Here is a 15,250-nt window from a genome sequence, read left to right as displayed (position 1 = left end):
TCATGACAGAAAAATGCATGGAAGTTGACAGTGATTTTTATAACCGAATGGGAATTACTGATGGAGTTAAATGGTATCATAGCGGCGAATTTGAAAAAAAGGTATTGGGTGGACGTTTTGTGGGAGAAGTATATATGTCACATGATGGCAAATATATCTATATTCAAGCAGAGGAATGACAAAACTTATGAAACGTTTATAAATTGATTAAGTTATTTTTATGTATAGGTATGATTGTGTATACATATTTTGTCATAGGAACAGAGCTGGATGATATTTAATTTAATACATATTTATTGTTTGTATCTGTATTTTTATTTCTATATTTCTTTATACAAGAGTTCTTGTTTTAAGGAAGAACAGCAGACTGTATATGGGTATGCTTATTATCAATTTAAAAGTCTGGGATCAATGTCCCATTTGTTTATGCTAGAAAGACTGACTACACATATTTATATTGCTATTTCATATAAGAAATATAAATCAAAGAGTAGGGGCATACAACATTTTTATCATTTTTTTGTGCCCTGATAAAAGTGAAAGGAATGACAAAATTTATGAAACGTTTATGTGCGGCAGGTATTGATTACATTATTTTCGTATGTATAAGTATGATTGTGTTGACTTTTTTTATTATAGGAACAGGTCCATATAATACATATTATACTCTTGATACATTATTTAATGCCTACTTATGGATTGCAACTGTATTTTTATTTTTATATTTTTTTATGCAAGATTTTTTTTTCTAGGAAGTAGCATTGGTAAAAGGATAGTCCAGTTAGAACTGGTGAATAAAGAAAAAACGATAGGATTTGCTGTTAAGCATAGCCTGTTTAAATTGCTGGCTGGAATTATATGGCCTGTAACTTTGCTCTATTATTTTGTCAAACATCGTATGTTTTATGACACAATTTTAGGAATAGAAGAAGTGTAGTCTAGTATTCTTAGGAGTCTTCATGAATGGAAAATGCATGAAACGGTTAAGTGATACTTCCCATAGGAGGAGTCATCTTTATAAAAATCAGATAGGGAAGGATATGAGACTCATTAAGCATATCATCCATCGGGGTAAAATGGAATATAAGGCAGAGCAGAAAGCGTTTGAAGAACGTATGATTTCAGATGTGCAGCCAATTTTGTATTATGCAGGAGCCAGGGAGTATGGGTTTACGAATTGGATAAGAAAGTAGCAAAGAATGATTGGGGCTATTATTTGTATTCATTGAAAGGAGACAAAAATAAAGATTACCATGTTCTATGCCCAATTATTGCAAATGAAGATGAAAATCATCTTTTATATGTTGAGTCTGGGTTTGAGATTACGACTGAAGGGGAAGTAACAGGTATCATTGTGGCTAAAGATGGAAATACGTTATGGAATACCAGATTCATAAAACAAAAAAAGATACCAGGTTTAATAAATGAACTATCAAAAGAAAATAATTTTGTATTGACTGAGGAGGAAAAGGAACTATCCCAATTTGTCAACTATTACCGAATTTATCTATGCTTTAATGATTGTCCTATATCAGGAAAAGTTGTCGGTTATATAGTGGAGCAGGGGAAGGAGTATATAGTAATAAAGGATGAATCTTCGCCGTTTTATGTAACAGATAGGGGAGAAATGAAGATAAAGAAAGGTATTGAATATATGATTGTAGATAATAAGAATATAAGAAGAGAAATAAGAGGTATCTTAGATAAATATTGGTGGGACTAATAATAAAAATGATGGCGTGAATTGTTGCAAATCCAAGTAATGCGACTAAAAGTGAAGCAAGTAATTGAGAGAGGAAAAACTATGAAGCGCTTTTTTGCAACATTAATTGATTATGTAATTTTATCCATAATTTATACCATTATCTTTTCTTTATATTCAGTTGGAATAATTATAAAATATGTAGATACTGTATTTCAGATATCCGATGGCTGGCTCGTTGTTTATGGAATATTAGCATTTTTGTATATTTTCGTACAAGATTATATTTTTAAAGGAAGGAGCCTCGGGAAAAGGTTCGTTAAATTAAAACTAAAGTATAAAAAAAATACAATAGGATTTGCTATTAAACATAGTCTATTGAAAATATTGGCAAGTGGTGCGCTTTGGCCAATCACTTTGATATATTATTGTATCAGACATAAACTGTTTTATGATGGAATTTTAGGGATAGAAGAAATTCAGTAATTCAGATTATTTGCTTCTCTATGGAGCCATTTGATACAAGTTTGGTTTAATTACTGATAAGACCACCAGTAAGCACTAAATATATTATGGCATCAATAGTTTTGTCTCTTGTAATAGGATCCAATGCTGCAAATATGGATAAACAGTAGAATAATAGCATTAAAAAATCCAAATTATTATTAATGAGTAGGAAATTTATTATATAGTGGTATATAAAAAAGTTTTAGGTTGCGAAAGTCAAAGATAGTTACCTGAGAATTGTTTCACCTATCTTTAATTCATGAAGGATTTCTATGAAGAAACTATTAATTGGTATCTATGAAGGTAAAACAGAAGATACCGTTATAACTTGTACGAGGGAGAGATAGAATGAAGAAAATAATAAGTATTATATCAGGTGTTTTGTTCTTTTTTTTGGTGATACTATTTGTTAAAAGTTTGTATGGAAAAAGCGGATATAAAGAAGGTGAAGATGTAGCAATAATAGAAAAAAGATTTCCAGCCCTTATTAAAATAAGAAAATGCTTTTATAAAATAGATATTATATCGGTGGGTGGTGTTGGTCCGACCAGATATAGAATTTCTTCATTATGTATGATAGATGATAAAAATATAACAGATTTATCGGTTAAATATGAGTGGAAAGAAATGGTACTGGAAATTGACAGTGATTTTTATAACCGAATGGGAATTACTGATGGAGTTAAATGGTATCATAGCGGCGAATTTGAAAAAAAGGTATTGGGTGGACGTTTCGTGGGAGAAGTATATATGTCACATAATGGCCAATATATCTATATTCAAGCAGAGGAATGACAAAATTTATAATAGATTAAGTTAAGTACGATTGTGTATACATTTTTTGTCAGAAGAACAGAGCTGGATGATATTTTTAAGCTTAATCATTTAATACATATTTATTGTTTGTGTCTATATTTTTATTTCTATACTTCTTTATAAAAGAGTTCTTGTGTTAAGGAAGAGAAGGAATTAAAAAAAGATATTAGACTGTAATAGCCAAAGGTGATGATATGAAAAAAATATTAACAATCTGTATTTTTTGTATCTGTATGATAGTGTTTAGTGGCCGTAAGAATAGATTTGTAACTGCTTATGAGACTGATTCTATTAGTGAACAAAGTTGAATCTTATCTGGATCAGTTTCTGCAAGCGTTAAATAAAAAAGATTCAGAGGCTGCATTTGCTTTATGCATTCATGAAAAGTCGGATTCATTTGAGTCATTTGATGTACTATTTCAACCAATCTTGGAGGAGTGGGGAGAAGAGAAAAAATATATTTTCAAAAAAATAAGGGAATAGGAAAGGCCGTCTAAAGGAAAACGACCGGTCACAACCATATATACGTTTCAGGTTGAAATAAGTGATAATTATCGTGTGAGTTTATCTATAAACGGAACAAATCGAATAAATTATAATAATTAGTAGAGTTGTTTAATAATTAGTCATTTTGTTGCTAAATAAATATGATAAAAGTCTGGATCAATGTCCCATTTGTTTATAATGGTAGGCAAGTGGGTATATGACCTATAAGGAACTGGTAATAAGTGATCTATCAGAGACAAAGAATGCCCAGCTGATATTTCACATAGAAGAACAAAAGAACGGCATACCGGTTTATCAAAACCGGGTAAAGTATTGGGAGTTTTTATAAAGGATTACGGGGCGAATGGAAAACTCCCTGCTTCCAGGAGGAAATACTTAAAGCCGGAACTTTGGAGGAAAGATGAGAAAGAAAAGTATTGTAGTAGAAATAATGGAAAAAAGGTTATCTCCCTATGGCTTTCATTATGCAGAATATGAAAACTATCGCTGGAGATTCAGTAGAGAGGTAGAAGAAGTAACTCAGAATATAATGATTCAGCGGGAACGCTGGGGAAATGGCTATACTTTAGAAATTGATGTTGGGAATTGTCCATGCAGACTTAAGGATATAACAAATGATCCGGAATATAATTTAGACTTCCTGGATTTCAACAACGAGGAAGAACAAAAAGCTGTGCTGAATAAGCTGCTAGATGCTGTTGAAAAGTATGGAATTGACAAGCTGGATGAATTGACGGAAGAAAAGAAATCCATACAGCCGACAACCCAAATGTATAAGAAACTATATAAGGAGAACTCTGTATTGACACAGCAGTTTATAAATCGTAATAATGCAGCTGAATTGATGGAGGAGGATATATTACAACTGTTAAAAAAAGAACTGGAGGTAGGGCATGGGAAAACGTATGAGGCTGTGCAGGATAAACTAGTAGAGCTTTCTTCTGTTTATGGAAATATGCTGATTAAAAAAGTGGGAGGGCGTTGGAGATACACGAAAAATGATGGTAGAACTGGCGTAGATATACAACTGTTTTGTTGGTGTGATGTGCTGGAAGATTTTATTGAAGCCTGGCAACAAAATGAAGAAAATATAATAATAGAAAAATATAATTATAAATGTGGCACGATTATTAATTGGGTAAGTCAATGTAGAAGGTTTGTTGGAGAGAACTGGCAGCCAGTAGGAGCGAAATATAATATACCGCCAATGTAAAACAGCAATTGAATATAGAAATGATACAAAAAATAGTTGGAATAAGCAATAAATTTCTGGCAACCCAAGGGCATGTTGACAATATGGGACTTTAAGCCCAATGGATTAAAAAATGATCCGGTTTATCCAGTGGTACCGAGGGAGTATAAATATTTCTCCAATCAAGAAACTGGATGAAAAAGGACCGCATGCCCTTGTGTTGGCTGGATGATTTCAATACCATGGTGGTAGGAGGAGATATGAAGGTCTGTACAAGTTTAAATTTAATTCACATAAAGGATCGGACAGACTGCCTTTGCTTTGTCAATACCGCAAAAATCACCTGACGAAAATCCACAGCAGAAGATAAAAACTCAGATAAAACCACACATCTCCTTACATCTTATCCACCATCTTTAAATACAATTCTATCAACAAATCTGCCTGTATCATAAGAAAAGTCCGGAAAAAACATCCTAATTATGTGTCTGTAAAACCCAAACAATTCCAAAACCTTTAAACCTCTATAGTCTCTCTTGTTCATCCGCAAGAAAGTATATCATTTGTTTGATCTCTAATATGGAAGTTTCCTTAATAAATCCGCCTATCATTTATTCCGGGCAGAAGCACACTGTTTCATGCTCCTCCAAAGTAGTCTGGTAGAATTTGTTAATAGGAGTTGTGATACTGCCCTGAAGCATGCCATCTATGGACTGGATGCTGTCGTATCCAATCTGATATAAAGGCTGCTGGATGCTGGTGATCCGAGGTCCACGGTAGGAGAAGCCGTATGTAATCAGATTGTCAAAACCCACAACAGAAACATCTTCAGGCACCTTAAAGCCAGACTGCTGCAGTTCATTAATTACCTGCATAGCAATCTTGTCATTGCTGCAGAAAATAGCGGTGGGCCGTTCACCTTCTGGATGAGCCATCATTTCCCTGAAATTGGGCAGGGAGAGAGTGGAGTCATTAAGGGTATTCTGGATATAATAATCCTGGATCAGCAAACCGTTGTCCTGCATGGTCTCCATGTAGCCGCTGAAGCGCTCTAGGATGACTTTTTTATTTGGATTGCCCATCACATGGGCGATACGCTTGTGGTTATGACGGATTAAATAATTCACCGCATCCTTGGCTCCAGTTACATTATCAATAAGGAACTGGTTAACCGGCATCATCTGAAAGTTGTTTTCAATCAACAGAAAGGGAAATCCTACTTCTTGCAGATGTTCAATCATTGCTTTGTCTGAAAAAAGAGAGCCATATAGGATGATGGCGTCTGAAATGCCGTTTGTCAGGTATTCGATGTAGCGGTCCCTGACTTTCTCGTCTCTTCCTGGACTGCAAAATATGACGTTACGCCCAAGGAGAGCGGAGGCGTCTTCAATACCGCGAATCAGATCGGTGAAAAAAGGATCATGTATATTACGCAGCAGGATGGCAATGGAATCTGTTTGCTTCTTTACCAATGAGCGGGCTGCATTATTAGGAAAATATCCCAGTTCCTTTATGGCTTGGTCAACCTTGGCTTTGGTTTTGGGAGAGACTTTATCAGAGCCATTAACTACTCGGGATACAGTGGTTAAAGAAACGCCAGAGTAAGCTGCTACATCTTTTATGGTTTTCATTTTTAATCCCTTCTTATGAAAATATTTGTACTTTTTTCATTATATCATATCCGAAAATCACTTTCAAGGCAGGATAATGGCTAAAAATGAAAACGTTTATAAAAATAAAATGCATAAAAGTTATTAAAAAGTACTAATAGAATAAAAAAAAGCTTGCAAAGTGCACAAGTATTTGCTAGTATGTAGTTGTAATAAAAATGAAAACGTTAACATTTTAGAAATGGGTAAAAAGAGCGAGGAGGAAAAACATGAAAAAGGTAGTAAAGAGAACATTAAGTATGACTATGGCAGCTGCAATGACATTAGGACTTATGGTTGGATGCTCTTCGGCAAAGGGAGAACAGAAGTCTGAGAGTACGGCTCCCCAGTCTGATCAAAAGAAAGAAGCTTCGGGGCAACCGGTAACCATTAAATTTTGGGATGGCAACTGGCAGGAAGCTGTTTGGCCGGAGGTAGAGGCTATATGGAACAAGGAACACCCTGATATTAAGATCGAAGCAGAGTTCCAGGCAGATCTTGCAAATGATAAATACATGTTGGCGCTTAAAAATGGCACTGCTCCAGATGTTCTGTCTTGCGCGCTGGATTGGGTTACCACGTTCGGTAATGCAGGGTTGCTGGCACCGCTTAATGATTACGTAGCAAAGGATTCCCTGGATGTGAATCAGTTTGTCAAAGGAGCTAACGACGCCTCCACTGTGGGTGGAAAACTCTATGGCCTTCCATTCCGCAGTGAAACATATGTCATGTTCTATAACAAGGACATCCTGTCTACAGCAGGATACAATACACCTCCTGCAACTTGGGATGAAGTGAAAAAGGCGGCGGCTGCATGTACGAACGGTGACGTGTATGGATATGGTCTTTGCGGCACAAATTACTCGAATTTCTCTTTCCAGTACATAACCATGCTCCGTTCTTCCGGTGGTGATATTTTAAATGCGGACAATCGTGCATCTGCGCTGGGAAGTGATGTGGCGATCCAGACAGCACAGCTTTATAAAGACCTGGCAGCTTATGCACCTGTATCCTTGCTGGAGAACGACAACATTGCAAACCGCACTCTGTTTGCCAGCGGAAAAATTGCAATGTACTTAAGCGGTATCTATGATCTGGCAGAAATTGTGAAAGCAAATCCGGATTTGAATTTTGCATGCACCATGGTTCCTACTGCCAACGGTGCAGAGAGGAATACCATTTTAGGAGGCTGGTCTGTAGCAGTTGCAGAGTCCAGCAAGGAGAAAGAAGCTGCATGGGAATTTGTGAAATTCCTTAGCAGGCCTGATATAGCGGCTATCTATACAAATACTTTCACAGGCACGGCAGAAGTAGCGGCTCGTTACACAGACTATCCGGAAGAAATTATCAAGCCAAATGCAGACGCTTTGCAGTACGCGAATGCACTTCCGGCAGTTGAGAACATTGTAGGTATCCGCCAGGCTATCATGGATAACCTTCAGCTGATGCTGTCTGAGGACATGTCTGCCGAGGAAGCAAGCGGCCTGCTGGATCAGGCAACAACGAAACTGTTAGAGTAATCGAAGAGGGGCATGCAGGCTCCGCTGACAGGCGGGGCCTTTTTTAAAAAAGAGAAAGGTGAAAGTATGCTTAGAAAAATGAAACGTTCAGGAGCCGGTTATGTACTTCCCGCTGTGATTACCGTTGCAGTAGTCATGATATATCCGTTGCTTTATACGCTAGTCATGGGGTTCTTTAACAACACCCTTTTCCTGGAAGCCCCTGTTTTCTGTGGTATTTCCCAGTACAAAAAGTTGTTTGAGGATAAGGTGTTCCTTGGTTCTATCGCAAATACGTTAGTATGGACGTTTGGAAGTGTTTTCTTCCAGTTCGGTCTGGGTTTTATCATGGCTTTGATACTTCACCAGCCATTTGTGAAAGGGAAGACTCTTATTCGTATCCTGCTGATGATCCCATGGGTAACGCCCAGCATCATCGGTTCCGCGGTGTGGAAGTGGATGTACAATGCTGATTATGGTATTATCAACTTCATTTTCAGCTTTCTGGGAATCATTGAAAAGAACCAGACATGGCTGTCCAATCCCAAAGTTGCCATGTGGTCTGTCATTGCAGTCAACACATGGAAGATGTTCCCCTTCATCCTGCTGATGATTGAGGCATCCCTTCAGAGTGTGTCCAAGGATTTAAAAGAGGCTGCGGTTATTGATGGAGCAAATGTATTTGGCATCTTTAAAAACGTGACCTGGCCATCAATTGCCGCAACCTGCTATTCAACGATCTTGTTAATGATCATCTGGACCCTGAATGCATTTACCTTTATTTATGCAATGACAGAGGGCGGACCGGCTCATAAGACAGAAGTAATGGCCATGTACATTTATAAACGGGCATTCATGGATTATGATTTCGGTATAGCCAGTGCAGCCAGTGCAGTCTTGTTTGCGTTATCTATGTTCGTAAGTCTTGTATATCTCTATCTTACAAGAGAAAAGGAGGGGAAGTAACATGGTGAAAATGAAGAAATCTGTAACAAGGACTAGTATTGTCTGGCAGATTTGTACCTACGCAATCTTACTTCTTGTAATACTGGCAGCCGTGTTCCCGGCAATCTGGATGCTGTCCACATCCATCAAGCTTCCTACGGAACAGTATGATATCCCTCCTCAGATCATCCCAGACACACCTACATTGGGCAATTATGTCAATGTACTTACTAATTCCAAGATGTTTGACGCTTTTGTTAACAGCATTATCATTACGGTCAGTGTGGTTGTAATTACATTGCTTATTTCCATTCTGGCAGGTTACGGTTTAAGCAGGTATAAGTTTAGGGGACATGGAGTGCTGAAGATCGCCCTTCTGTTCGGACAGATGATTCCCAGTGTGGTAATCATCATCCCGTTGTATTTCCTGGTTGCAAAAACAGGGCTTTTGGATACTCATTTCTCACTGATCGTGGCAGATCTGGCACTGACGATTCCTATGGGTGTTATCATGCTCAGTTCCTTTTTTGAGACAGTGCCAAAGGAACTGGAGGAAGCAGCCAAAATTGATGGTTGTACGGGAATCGGGGCGCTGTTTCGGGTGGTTTTGCCTATCGCAAAACCGGGATTGATTTCCGTGGCTATTTACACCTACATTCATGCATGGGAAGAATTTCTTTTTGCACTGAACTTAAGCACATCGACTAAGACAAGAACACTTCCCATTGCTATCCACATGTTTGCAGGAGAGTTTGCGGTAGACTGGGGTTCCACGATGGCTGCATCGGCCATTGTAGCTTTTCCGGTACTCCTTATTTTCCTTTCATGCAACAGGTATTTTGTCAAGGGTATGGCAGACGGTGCGGTAAAAGGTTAACAGCAGCTGGCTGAACAGTAATGAATGAATAGAAAATAGTGGATAAGAGTTGGAATGGACAGGAGGTTGACGATGGAACATAAGAGCGGTCGGACAGATATAAATTATGAAGAGTGTCTGAATTTTGTAAGGCAAAGCTCCAATCCGTCTATGTTACGGATCACGGATGTAAAATTCACCAAGGTGGATCTTCCTCCCTGGGGCTGTTATCTGGTGAGAATCGACACCAACCAGGGAATCAGTGGATATGGGGAAATGCGTGATGGCGCCAGCGCCACCTATTTAAAATATTTAAAGAGCAGGATTATTGGTGAGAATCCCTGCGATGTAGATCGTATTTTTAGAAAAATCAAACAATTCGGTGGTCAGTCCAGACAGTCTGCAGGCGTTTGTGCCATTGAACTGGCCCTCTGGGATCTGGCAGGAAAGGCGTATGGGGTGCCTGTGTACCAACTTTTGGGAGGAAGGTTCCGGGATAAGGTCAGGCTCTATGCAGATACCCATATTGAGGAAGGAAGGGCCACTGGTATCTTAATGGAGCCGGAAAAAGTGGGACAAATCTTAAAAGGGTATATGGATCAGGGATTTACCGCAGTGAAGATTCTTAGCGTGGAGCTCCTTATGGCGCAGGAGGGAAATTACTCCGGTCCCTTAGACTGGGTCAATGAGCTGCGGGCTGTGGAGGAAAAAGTACGCCGGGTTTCAAGAACTGGTACAAGGGCTGAAGGTTCTGCAGCCAATGCAGCGTTATATGATTTCAACCGGATCTCCCACCCTTTTACCAATATGCATGTGACGGAACAAGGGCTGGCGCATTTGGATGAATACATCGGAAGAGTGCGGGACGTGATTGGTACAAAAGTGCCATTGGCGATTGACCATTTCGGGCATTTCCCCCTTCCGGATATGATTAAGATTGCAAGAAGGCTTGAAAAATATAACCTGGCATGGCTGGAGGATATGCTCCCCTGGTATCTGACGGATCAGTACAGGGAACTAAAGCACGCGACGACTTCTCCCCTTGCAACGGGAGAGGATATGTACCTGACAGAGACCTTTGAACCTCTTTTTGAGGCAGGTGCCTTGGATGTGGTGCATCCGGACCTCCTGACTTCCGGAGGAATCCTGGAGACGAAGAAACTGGGTGATATGGCGGCCAGGTATGGGGTATCTATGGCACTCCATATGTGCGAAAGCCCTATATCAGCCTTGGCTGGTGCCCATATGGCTACTGCCAGTGAGAATTTCTTTGTGCAGGAGCATGACGCCTTTGACTCTGAGTGGTGGCAGGATTTGATCATAGGACCGGTGAAGCCTATTGTGCAGGAGGGCTTTACGGCAGTGACGGATGCACCTGGTCTTGGAATTGAGTCCCTAAACGAGGAACTGATCCGGGAACATGGGCCTATGAAGGGCAAAGATGTATGGGTATCTACCGATGAATGGAACCAGGAGACCTCTCTGGACCGGATATGGAGCTGACAGAAAATGATGAGATTAGCATATGGACAGATTCGGAGCGTGGATCAGGAGATTCTGACCAACGCAAGGCAGATGGGGATTGACAGGGTACAGTTCAACCTCCCCTATGATCTGCCTGCGGATGAGTACTGGAAGTACGATGATTTGGTTCGTTTTAAAGAAAGGTGCGACCGGTACGGTGTTATCGTGGAAGCAATGGAAAACATGCCAATTTCTTTTTATGACAAAGCGATGCTGGGTCTGGAGGGAAGAGATAAGCAGATTGAAAATGTCTGTGAATCCATCCGCAGCCTAGGCCGTGTCAGGATCCCCGTGCTGGGGTATCACTTTTCACCGTCCTTTGTCTGGAGAACGGAAAATCACGCTCCCGTAGGAAGATATGGTGCTTCTGTGCAGGCCTTTGACTTAGAAAAACAGAAGCAGGGCATTGATGATATGGCGGATTTTGGCCAGAGAAGAGATGTGAAGGTGCCTGACGTGGAATCGCTGTGGGAGAATTTTGAATATTTTATGAAACGAGTCATACCGGTGGCGGAGGAGTACCATGTGACAATGGCGTTACATCCGGACGACCCGCCTATAGAAAGCCTGTCTGGAATTGCAAGGATGTTTATTGATGTGGACAGCTATAAACGGGCGGAAGCCATGATTGACAGCCCGAATTGGGGATTGCTGTTCTGTATCGGTACCTTTTCACAGATGAAAGGCGGGGCAAAGAACATTTTTGATGCCATTGAATATTTCGGGCCAAGGAAAAAGCTGATTTATGCCCACATGAGGGATGTACAAGGTACAGTGCCTAAATTCCAGGAGTGTTTCCTGGGAGAAGGTAATTTCGATCCCTTCCAGGTGGTATATGCATTGATGCATTCAGGATTTGACGGCTTTATCGTTAGTGACCACGTGCCTGGCATTGAAGGTGACAGAGACTGGGGCCATAAGGTGCGCTATGCGGATACTGCTTACATAAAAGGATTGATGGAAGCAATAGAGAAATTAAAAACAATGGAAAATGCGTAAATTGAAAGGATGAGAATAATTATGGACAAACCAATTGAGGACATGAGACTGGCACAGATTGGATTTCTGGTAAATGATATTGAGAAGACAAAAAAGGAGTTTGCACGCTTTTTCGGGGTAGAGGAACCTGAAACCGTAAATAGCGGTGAATTTGAGATTACAAAGACGGAATACAGGGGCGAGCCGGCGCCAAAGGCAAAGTGCTACATGACATTCTTCTATTTCGGAGATTTACAGATGGAACTGATCCAGCCAAATGAAGAGCCAAGCATCTGGAAGGAGCATTTAGAACAGTTTGGTGAAGGAATCCATCATATTTCCTTTAATGTAAAAGGTATGAAAAAGACCATCAGCGCCTGTGAGGATTGGGGAATGGAACTGCTGCAAAAAGGTGAGTACAGGAGAGGAAATGGAAGATATGCATTCATGGATGCACTGGACAGCCTGAAAGTAGTAGTAGAGCTGTTGGAGCGCGACGAATAAGAAGGAGGGCGGAATCATGGAACAGAGACAGTTTCCTGAAGGCTTTGCATGGGGGGCGGCTACTGCGTCATACCAGATTGAAGGCGCTTGGGATGAAGACGGAAGAGGAGAAACGATATGGGACAGATATTGCCAGGTTCCCGGTAATGTGCTAAATGGAGATGATGGAAAAATAGCATGTGACCATTATCACAGATATAAGGAAGATGTTGCGTTGATGAAGCGCATGGGAATCAAGGCTTACCGGTTCTCCATTGCCTGGTCCAGGATTTTTCCAAAGGGATATGGGGAAGTCAATGAAAAGGGGCTTGAATTCTATAGCCGTCTTATTGATGAACTTCTGGATGCAGGAATCGAACCGTATATCACGTTATACCACTGGGATCTTCCTCAGGCCCTGCAGGATATAGGCGGATGGGCCAATCCCCAGATGCCGGAATATTTTTTGGAATACGCAAAGGTTGTTATAGATGCATTTCATGGCAAGGTGAAGAAATGGATTACATTAAATGAACCTTATTGTGCTGCGTTTCTAGGCAATTCCGAGGGGCGTCAGGCTCCTGGTATCCGGGATTTTTCTACTGCGGTGCGGGTGTCTTACTATCTTTATGTAGGTCACGGCCTTGCGGTGGATTATTTCCGTAAAAAGGGCTGTGACGGGGAAATTGGAATTACCTTAAACCTGATGGGAAGGCTTCCTCTTACGGATAAGCCAGAGGATATCCAGGCAGCAGCCAGGGCAGATGGGTATTTAAACCGCTGGTTTGCTGAGCCTATTGTGTATGGCAGATATCCACAGGAAATGATTGAGTTTTACCGTTCCAAGGGAGTCAGACTTCCGGAATTTAAAGAGGAGCACATGAAGCTCATTGGACAGAAGCTGGACTTCATCGGCTTAAATTATTACAATGACTTTCATGTGAAGGCAGATGACAGCGTATGGCCTCTTGGATTCAAGATAGAGAATCCCAAATACGTTCCCGTCAATGACAGGAACTGGCCGGTGACAGAGCAGGGCCTGGTAACGATGCTTTTACGGATGAAAAATGAGTACGGAATTGACAAGATCTACATAACGGAAAATGGCACTTCCTTCCCGGATGTGGTTTCCATGGAAGGAAAAGTAGAAGACGGCGCAAGGAAGGATTATCTCCACAGGCATTTAACAGCACTTTGGGAGGCTATTTCCCAGGGAGTTAATGTACAGGGATATTTCCAGTGGTCTTTGTATGACAACTTTGAGTGGTCATTCGGATATAGCAGCCGCTTCGGAATCGTATTCGTGGACTTCAATACACAGGAGAGAATTATCAAGGAAAGCGGACACTGGTATTCAAAGGTAATTGAGCAGAATGCGGTATAAGGAGGCTTTCGTATGAAAGGAATAAAGAAAGTAAAGACAGCGGTAATCGGGTGCGGAGCTATCAGCCGGATCTATATTGAAAATATGGCAAAGACCTATGAAATTCTGGAATTGACAGGATGCTGCGATTTAAACCGTCAGTTGGCAGAAGAAACAGCGGCTGCTTACGGTATTCGTGCGATGACTATGGAAGAAATACTGGAGGATAGTGAAATTGAAATCGTCGTGAATCTGACCAATCCTGCCGCTCACTACCAGGTCATAAAGAACCTTCTGGAGCATGGGAAGCATGTGTATACGGAAAAGGTGCTGGCTGCTGACATTACCCAGGCAAAAGAGCTGATAGCCCTGGCAACTGATAGGGGAAAACTGCTTTGCAGCGCACCGGACACATTTCTGGGGGCGGCTGTGCAGACCGCCAGGTATTTGGTGGAATCGGGCATGATCGGAACCGTGACTTCCAGCGTGGCTGTCCTTCAAAGGGATGCACGCCTTTTGGCTGAAAAATTTCCCTACACAGCTAAATCGGGAGGCGGAATCGGGATAGATGTGGGAATTTATTATACCACTGCCATGATTAACGTGCTGGGAGAGGTAATGGAAGTGTGCGGAATGTCCGGCGTTTCCATGCCGGAGCAGAAGCACTACTTTGTAAAGAATGATAATTTTGGGGAGACCTATTCCCAGGAATCAGAGACATACCTTATGGGTACCCTGCGCTTTAAAAGCGGCTGTATGGGTACGCTTCACTTTAATTCCAGAAGCATCCGCACAGAAAAGCCTTATGTGGCATTCTACGGCACGGAAGGTATTATATTCCTGGAGGATCCCAACTTCTTTGGCGGCGATGTGAAGGTTATCTTAAAAGGCCGGACAGAGCCTATGGTATTTCCCCATACCCATGGATACGATGGCGATGACAGAGGTCTTGGAGTGGCAGAGATGGCCTGGGCCTTAAGGAAAGGCCGCGTACCCAGGACAAATGGTGATATGGCATTTCATGCTTTGGAAATTCTTACGGGAATCATTGAAAGCGGGGAAACTAAAGGGTTTTATGAGATGAAATCCGGATTTGAAAGACAGCCTATGCTGCCAAGAGGATATCTGGGCGGGAACTATGCACAGAACCAGCCGGAGGGAGCGCTGAGTTTTTAGATGGGTGGTGGATGGAGAATTTGAGATCCATAAGTTTTTACGTTATCTGCCTT

At 41.0% G+C, this 15,250-nt stretch carries 18 protein-coding genes; 17 read left to right on the top strand and 1 reads right to left on the bottom strand.

The window, feature by feature from the left end:
* Nucleotides 1-2 precede the first annotated feature (2 nt).
* The 9 genes from AC27IJ_RS10115 to AC27IJ_RS10075 all read left to right on the top strand — a co-directional run bounded on the left by AC27IJ_RS10115 (nt 3) and on the right by AC27IJ_RS10075 (nt 4,745).
* On the top strand, nt 3-179 hold the full coding sequence (locus AC27IJ_RS10115; RefSeq protein ID WP_312441935.1) for a hypothetical protein: 177 nt from the start codon (nt 3-5) through the stop codon (nt 177-179).
* A 366-nt stretch (nt 180-545) separates the two neighbouring features.
* Nucleotides 546-752: an RDD family protein gene (locus tag AC27IJ_RS10110; RefSeq protein ID WP_487148645.1), complete on the top strand. Its 207-nt coding sequence runs from the start codon at nt 546-548 to the stop codon at nt 750-752.
* A gap of 207 nt (nt 753-959) precedes the next feature.
* The gene (locus tag AC27IJ_RS10105) at nt 960-1,193 is read left to right on the top strand and encodes a hypothetical protein (RefSeq protein ID WP_312441937.1); all 234 of its coding nucleotides are present in this window, start codon (nt 960-962) and stop codon (nt 1,191-1,193) included.
* Complete coding sequence (locus AC27IJ_RS10100) at nt 1,178-1,723, top strand: hypothetical protein (RefSeq protein ID WP_312441939.1); 546 nt, start codon at nt 1,178-1,180, stop codon at nt 1,721-1,723. The genes AC27IJ_RS10105 and AC27IJ_RS10100 overlap by 16 nt, the downstream gene beginning before the upstream one ends.
* Before the next feature lie 39 nt (nt 1,724-1,762).
* Nucleotides 1,763-2,188: an RDD family protein gene (locus AC27IJ_RS10095; protein WP_487149044.1), complete on the top strand. Its 426-nt coding sequence runs from the start codon at nt 1,763-1,765 to the stop codon at nt 2,186-2,188.
* A gap of 369 nt (nt 2,189-2,557) precedes the next feature.
* A complete protein-coding gene (locus AC27IJ_RS10090) occupies nt 2,558-3,004 on the top strand; it encodes a hypothetical protein (RefSeq protein WP_312441940.1) in 447 nt (148 codons plus the stop codon).
* A gap of 315 nt (nt 3,005-3,319) precedes the next feature.
* The gene (locus AC27IJ_RS10085; RefSeq protein ID WP_312441942.1) at nt 3,320-3,508 is read left to right on the top strand and encodes a hypothetical protein; all 189 of its coding nucleotides are present in this window, start codon (nt 3,320-3,322) and stop codon (nt 3,506-3,508) included.
* Nucleotides 3,509-3,728: 220 nt separating this feature from the next.
* Nucleotides 3,729-3,860 (top strand): hypothetical protein, encoded by a 132-nt coding sequence (locus AC27IJ_RS10080; protein ID WP_312441944.1) that lies wholly within the window; start codon nt 3,729-3,731, stop codon nt 3,858-3,860.
* 72 nt (nt 3,861-3,932) lie between these two features.
* Nucleotides 3,933-4,745, top strand: coding sequence for a hypothetical protein (locus AC27IJ_RS10075; RefSeq protein WP_313152232.1), 813 nt, complete (start codon nt 3,933-3,935; stop codon nt 4,743-4,745).
* 590 nt (nt 4,746-5,335) lie between these two features.
* Here AC27IJ_RS10075 and AC27IJ_RS10070 read toward each other — a convergent pair.
* Nucleotides 5,336-6,355, bottom strand: a complete 1,020-nt coding sequence (locus AC27IJ_RS10070; protein ID WP_312441946.1) for a LacI family DNA-binding transcriptional regulator — start codon at nt 6,353-6,355, stop codon at nt 5,336-5,338.
* 248 nt (nt 6,356-6,603) lie between these two features.
* Between AC27IJ_RS10070 and AC27IJ_RS10065 the strand changes: the two genes are divergently transcribed.
* The 8 genes from AC27IJ_RS10065 to AC27IJ_RS10030 all read left to right on the top strand — a co-directional run bounded on the left by AC27IJ_RS10065 (nt 6,604) and on the right by AC27IJ_RS10030 (nt 15,197).
* A complete protein-coding gene (locus AC27IJ_RS10065) occupies nt 6,604-7,893 on the top strand; it encodes an ABC transporter substrate-binding protein (RefSeq protein ID WP_313258320.1) in 1,290 nt (429 codons plus the stop codon).
* A 66-nt stretch (nt 7,894-7,959) separates the two neighbouring features.
* Nucleotides 7,960-8,838, top strand: a complete 879-nt coding sequence (locus AC27IJ_RS10060) for a carbohydrate ABC transporter permease (RefSeq protein WP_312441950.1) — start codon at nt 7,960-7,962, stop codon at nt 8,836-8,838.
* A gap of 1 nt (nt 8,839) precedes the next feature.
* Complete coding sequence (locus AC27IJ_RS10055) at nt 8,840-9,694, top strand: carbohydrate ABC transporter permease (protein ID WP_487148640.1); 855 nt, start codon at nt 8,840-8,842, stop codon at nt 9,692-9,694.
* Between the two features lie 72 nt (nt 9,695-9,766).
* A complete protein-coding gene (locus AC27IJ_RS10050) occupies nt 9,767-11,176 on the top strand; it encodes a mandelate racemase/muconate lactonizing enzyme family protein (RefSeq protein ID WP_487148638.1) in 1,410 nt (469 codons plus the stop codon).
* Between the two features lie 6 nt (nt 11,177-11,182).
* Entirely contained in the window at nt 11,183-12,196 is a 1,014-nt protein-coding gene (locus AC27IJ_RS10045; protein ID WP_312441956.1) for a mannonate dehydratase, read from the top strand.
* Between the two features lie 21 nt (nt 12,197-12,217).
* The gene (locus tag AC27IJ_RS10040) at nt 12,218-12,679 is read left to right on the top strand and encodes a VOC family protein (protein ID WP_313186873.1); all 462 of its coding nucleotides are present in this window, start codon (nt 12,218-12,220) and stop codon (nt 12,677-12,679) included.
* Nucleotides 12,680-12,695: 16 nt separating this feature from the next.
* On the top strand, nt 12,696-14,042 hold the full coding sequence (locus AC27IJ_RS10035) for a GH1 family beta-glucosidase (RefSeq protein ID WP_487148636.1): 1,347 nt from the start codon (nt 12,696-12,698) through the stop codon (nt 14,040-14,042).
* A 12-nt stretch (nt 14,043-14,054) separates the two neighbouring features.
* Nucleotides 14,055-15,197, top strand: coding sequence for a Gfo/Idh/MocA family protein (locus tag AC27IJ_RS10030; RefSeq protein WP_487148634.1), 1,143 nt, complete (start codon nt 14,055-14,057; stop codon nt 15,195-15,197).
* Nucleotides 15,198-15,250: the final 53 nt, after the last annotated feature.

Source organism: Lacrimispora sp. YZC11 (genome assembly GCF_057543815.1).
This window is presented reverse-complemented; position numbering and strand designations above follow the sequence as displayed.

Excerpts from the sequence above, each read along its gene's own strand:
- AC27IJ_RS10115 (WP_312441935.1), top strand. The coding sequence starts at position 3 with ATGACAGAAAAATGCATGGAAGTTGACAGTGATTTTTATAACCGAATG.
- AC27IJ_RS10110 (WP_487148645.1), top strand. The coding sequence starts at position 546 with ATGACAAAATTTATGAAACGTTTATGTGCGGCAGGTATTGATTACATT.
- AC27IJ_RS10105 (WP_312441937.1), top strand. The coding sequence starts at position 960 with ATGAATGGAAAATGCATGAAACGGTTAAGTGATACTTCCCATAGGAGG.
- AC27IJ_RS10095 (WP_487149044.1), top strand. The coding sequence starts at position 1,763 with ATGCGACTAAAAGTGAAGCAAGTAATTGAGAGAGGAAAAACTATGAAG.
- AC27IJ_RS10090 (WP_312441940.1), top strand. The coding sequence starts at position 2,558 with ATGAAGAAAATAATAAGTATTATATCAGGTGTTTTGTTCTTTTTTTTG.
- AC27IJ_RS10080 (WP_312441944.1), top strand. The coding sequence starts at position 3,729 with ATGACCTATAAGGAACTGGTAATAAGTGATCTATCAGAGACAAAGAAT.
- AC27IJ_RS10075 (WP_313152232.1), top strand. The coding sequence starts at position 3,933 with ATGAGAAAGAAAAGTATTGTAGTAGAAATAATGGAAAAAAGGTTATCT.
- AC27IJ_RS10070 (WP_312441946.1), bottom strand. The coding sequence starts at position 6,355 with ATGAAAACCATAAAAGATGTAGCAGCTTACTCTGGCGTTTCTTTAACC.
- AC27IJ_RS10065 (WP_313258320.1), top strand. The coding sequence starts at position 6,604 with ATGAAAAAGGTAGTAAAGAGAACATTAAGTATGACTATGGCAGCTGCA.
- AC27IJ_RS10060 (WP_312441950.1), top strand. The coding sequence starts at position 7,960 with ATGCTTAGAAAAATGAAACGTTCAGGAGCCGGTTATGTACTTCCCGCT.
- AC27IJ_RS10055 (WP_487148640.1), top strand. The coding sequence starts at position 8,840 with ATGGTGAAAATGAAGAAATCTGTAACAAGGACTAGTATTGTCTGGCAG.
- AC27IJ_RS10050 (WP_487148638.1), top strand. The coding sequence starts at position 9,767 with ATGGAACATAAGAGCGGTCGGACAGATATAAATTATGAAGAGTGTCTG.
- AC27IJ_RS10045 (WP_312441956.1), top strand. The coding sequence starts at position 11,183 with ATGATGAGATTAGCATATGGACAGATTCGGAGCGTGGATCAGGAGATT.
- AC27IJ_RS10040 (WP_313186873.1), top strand. The coding sequence starts at position 12,218 with ATGGACAAACCAATTGAGGACATGAGACTGGCACAGATTGGATTTCTG.
- AC27IJ_RS10035 (WP_487148636.1), top strand. The coding sequence starts at position 12,696 with ATGGAACAGAGACAGTTTCCTGAAGGCTTTGCATGGGGGGCGGCTACT.
- AC27IJ_RS10030 (WP_487148634.1), top strand. The coding sequence starts at position 14,055 with ATGAAAGGAATAAAGAAAGTAAAGACAGCGGTAATCGGGTGCGGAGCT.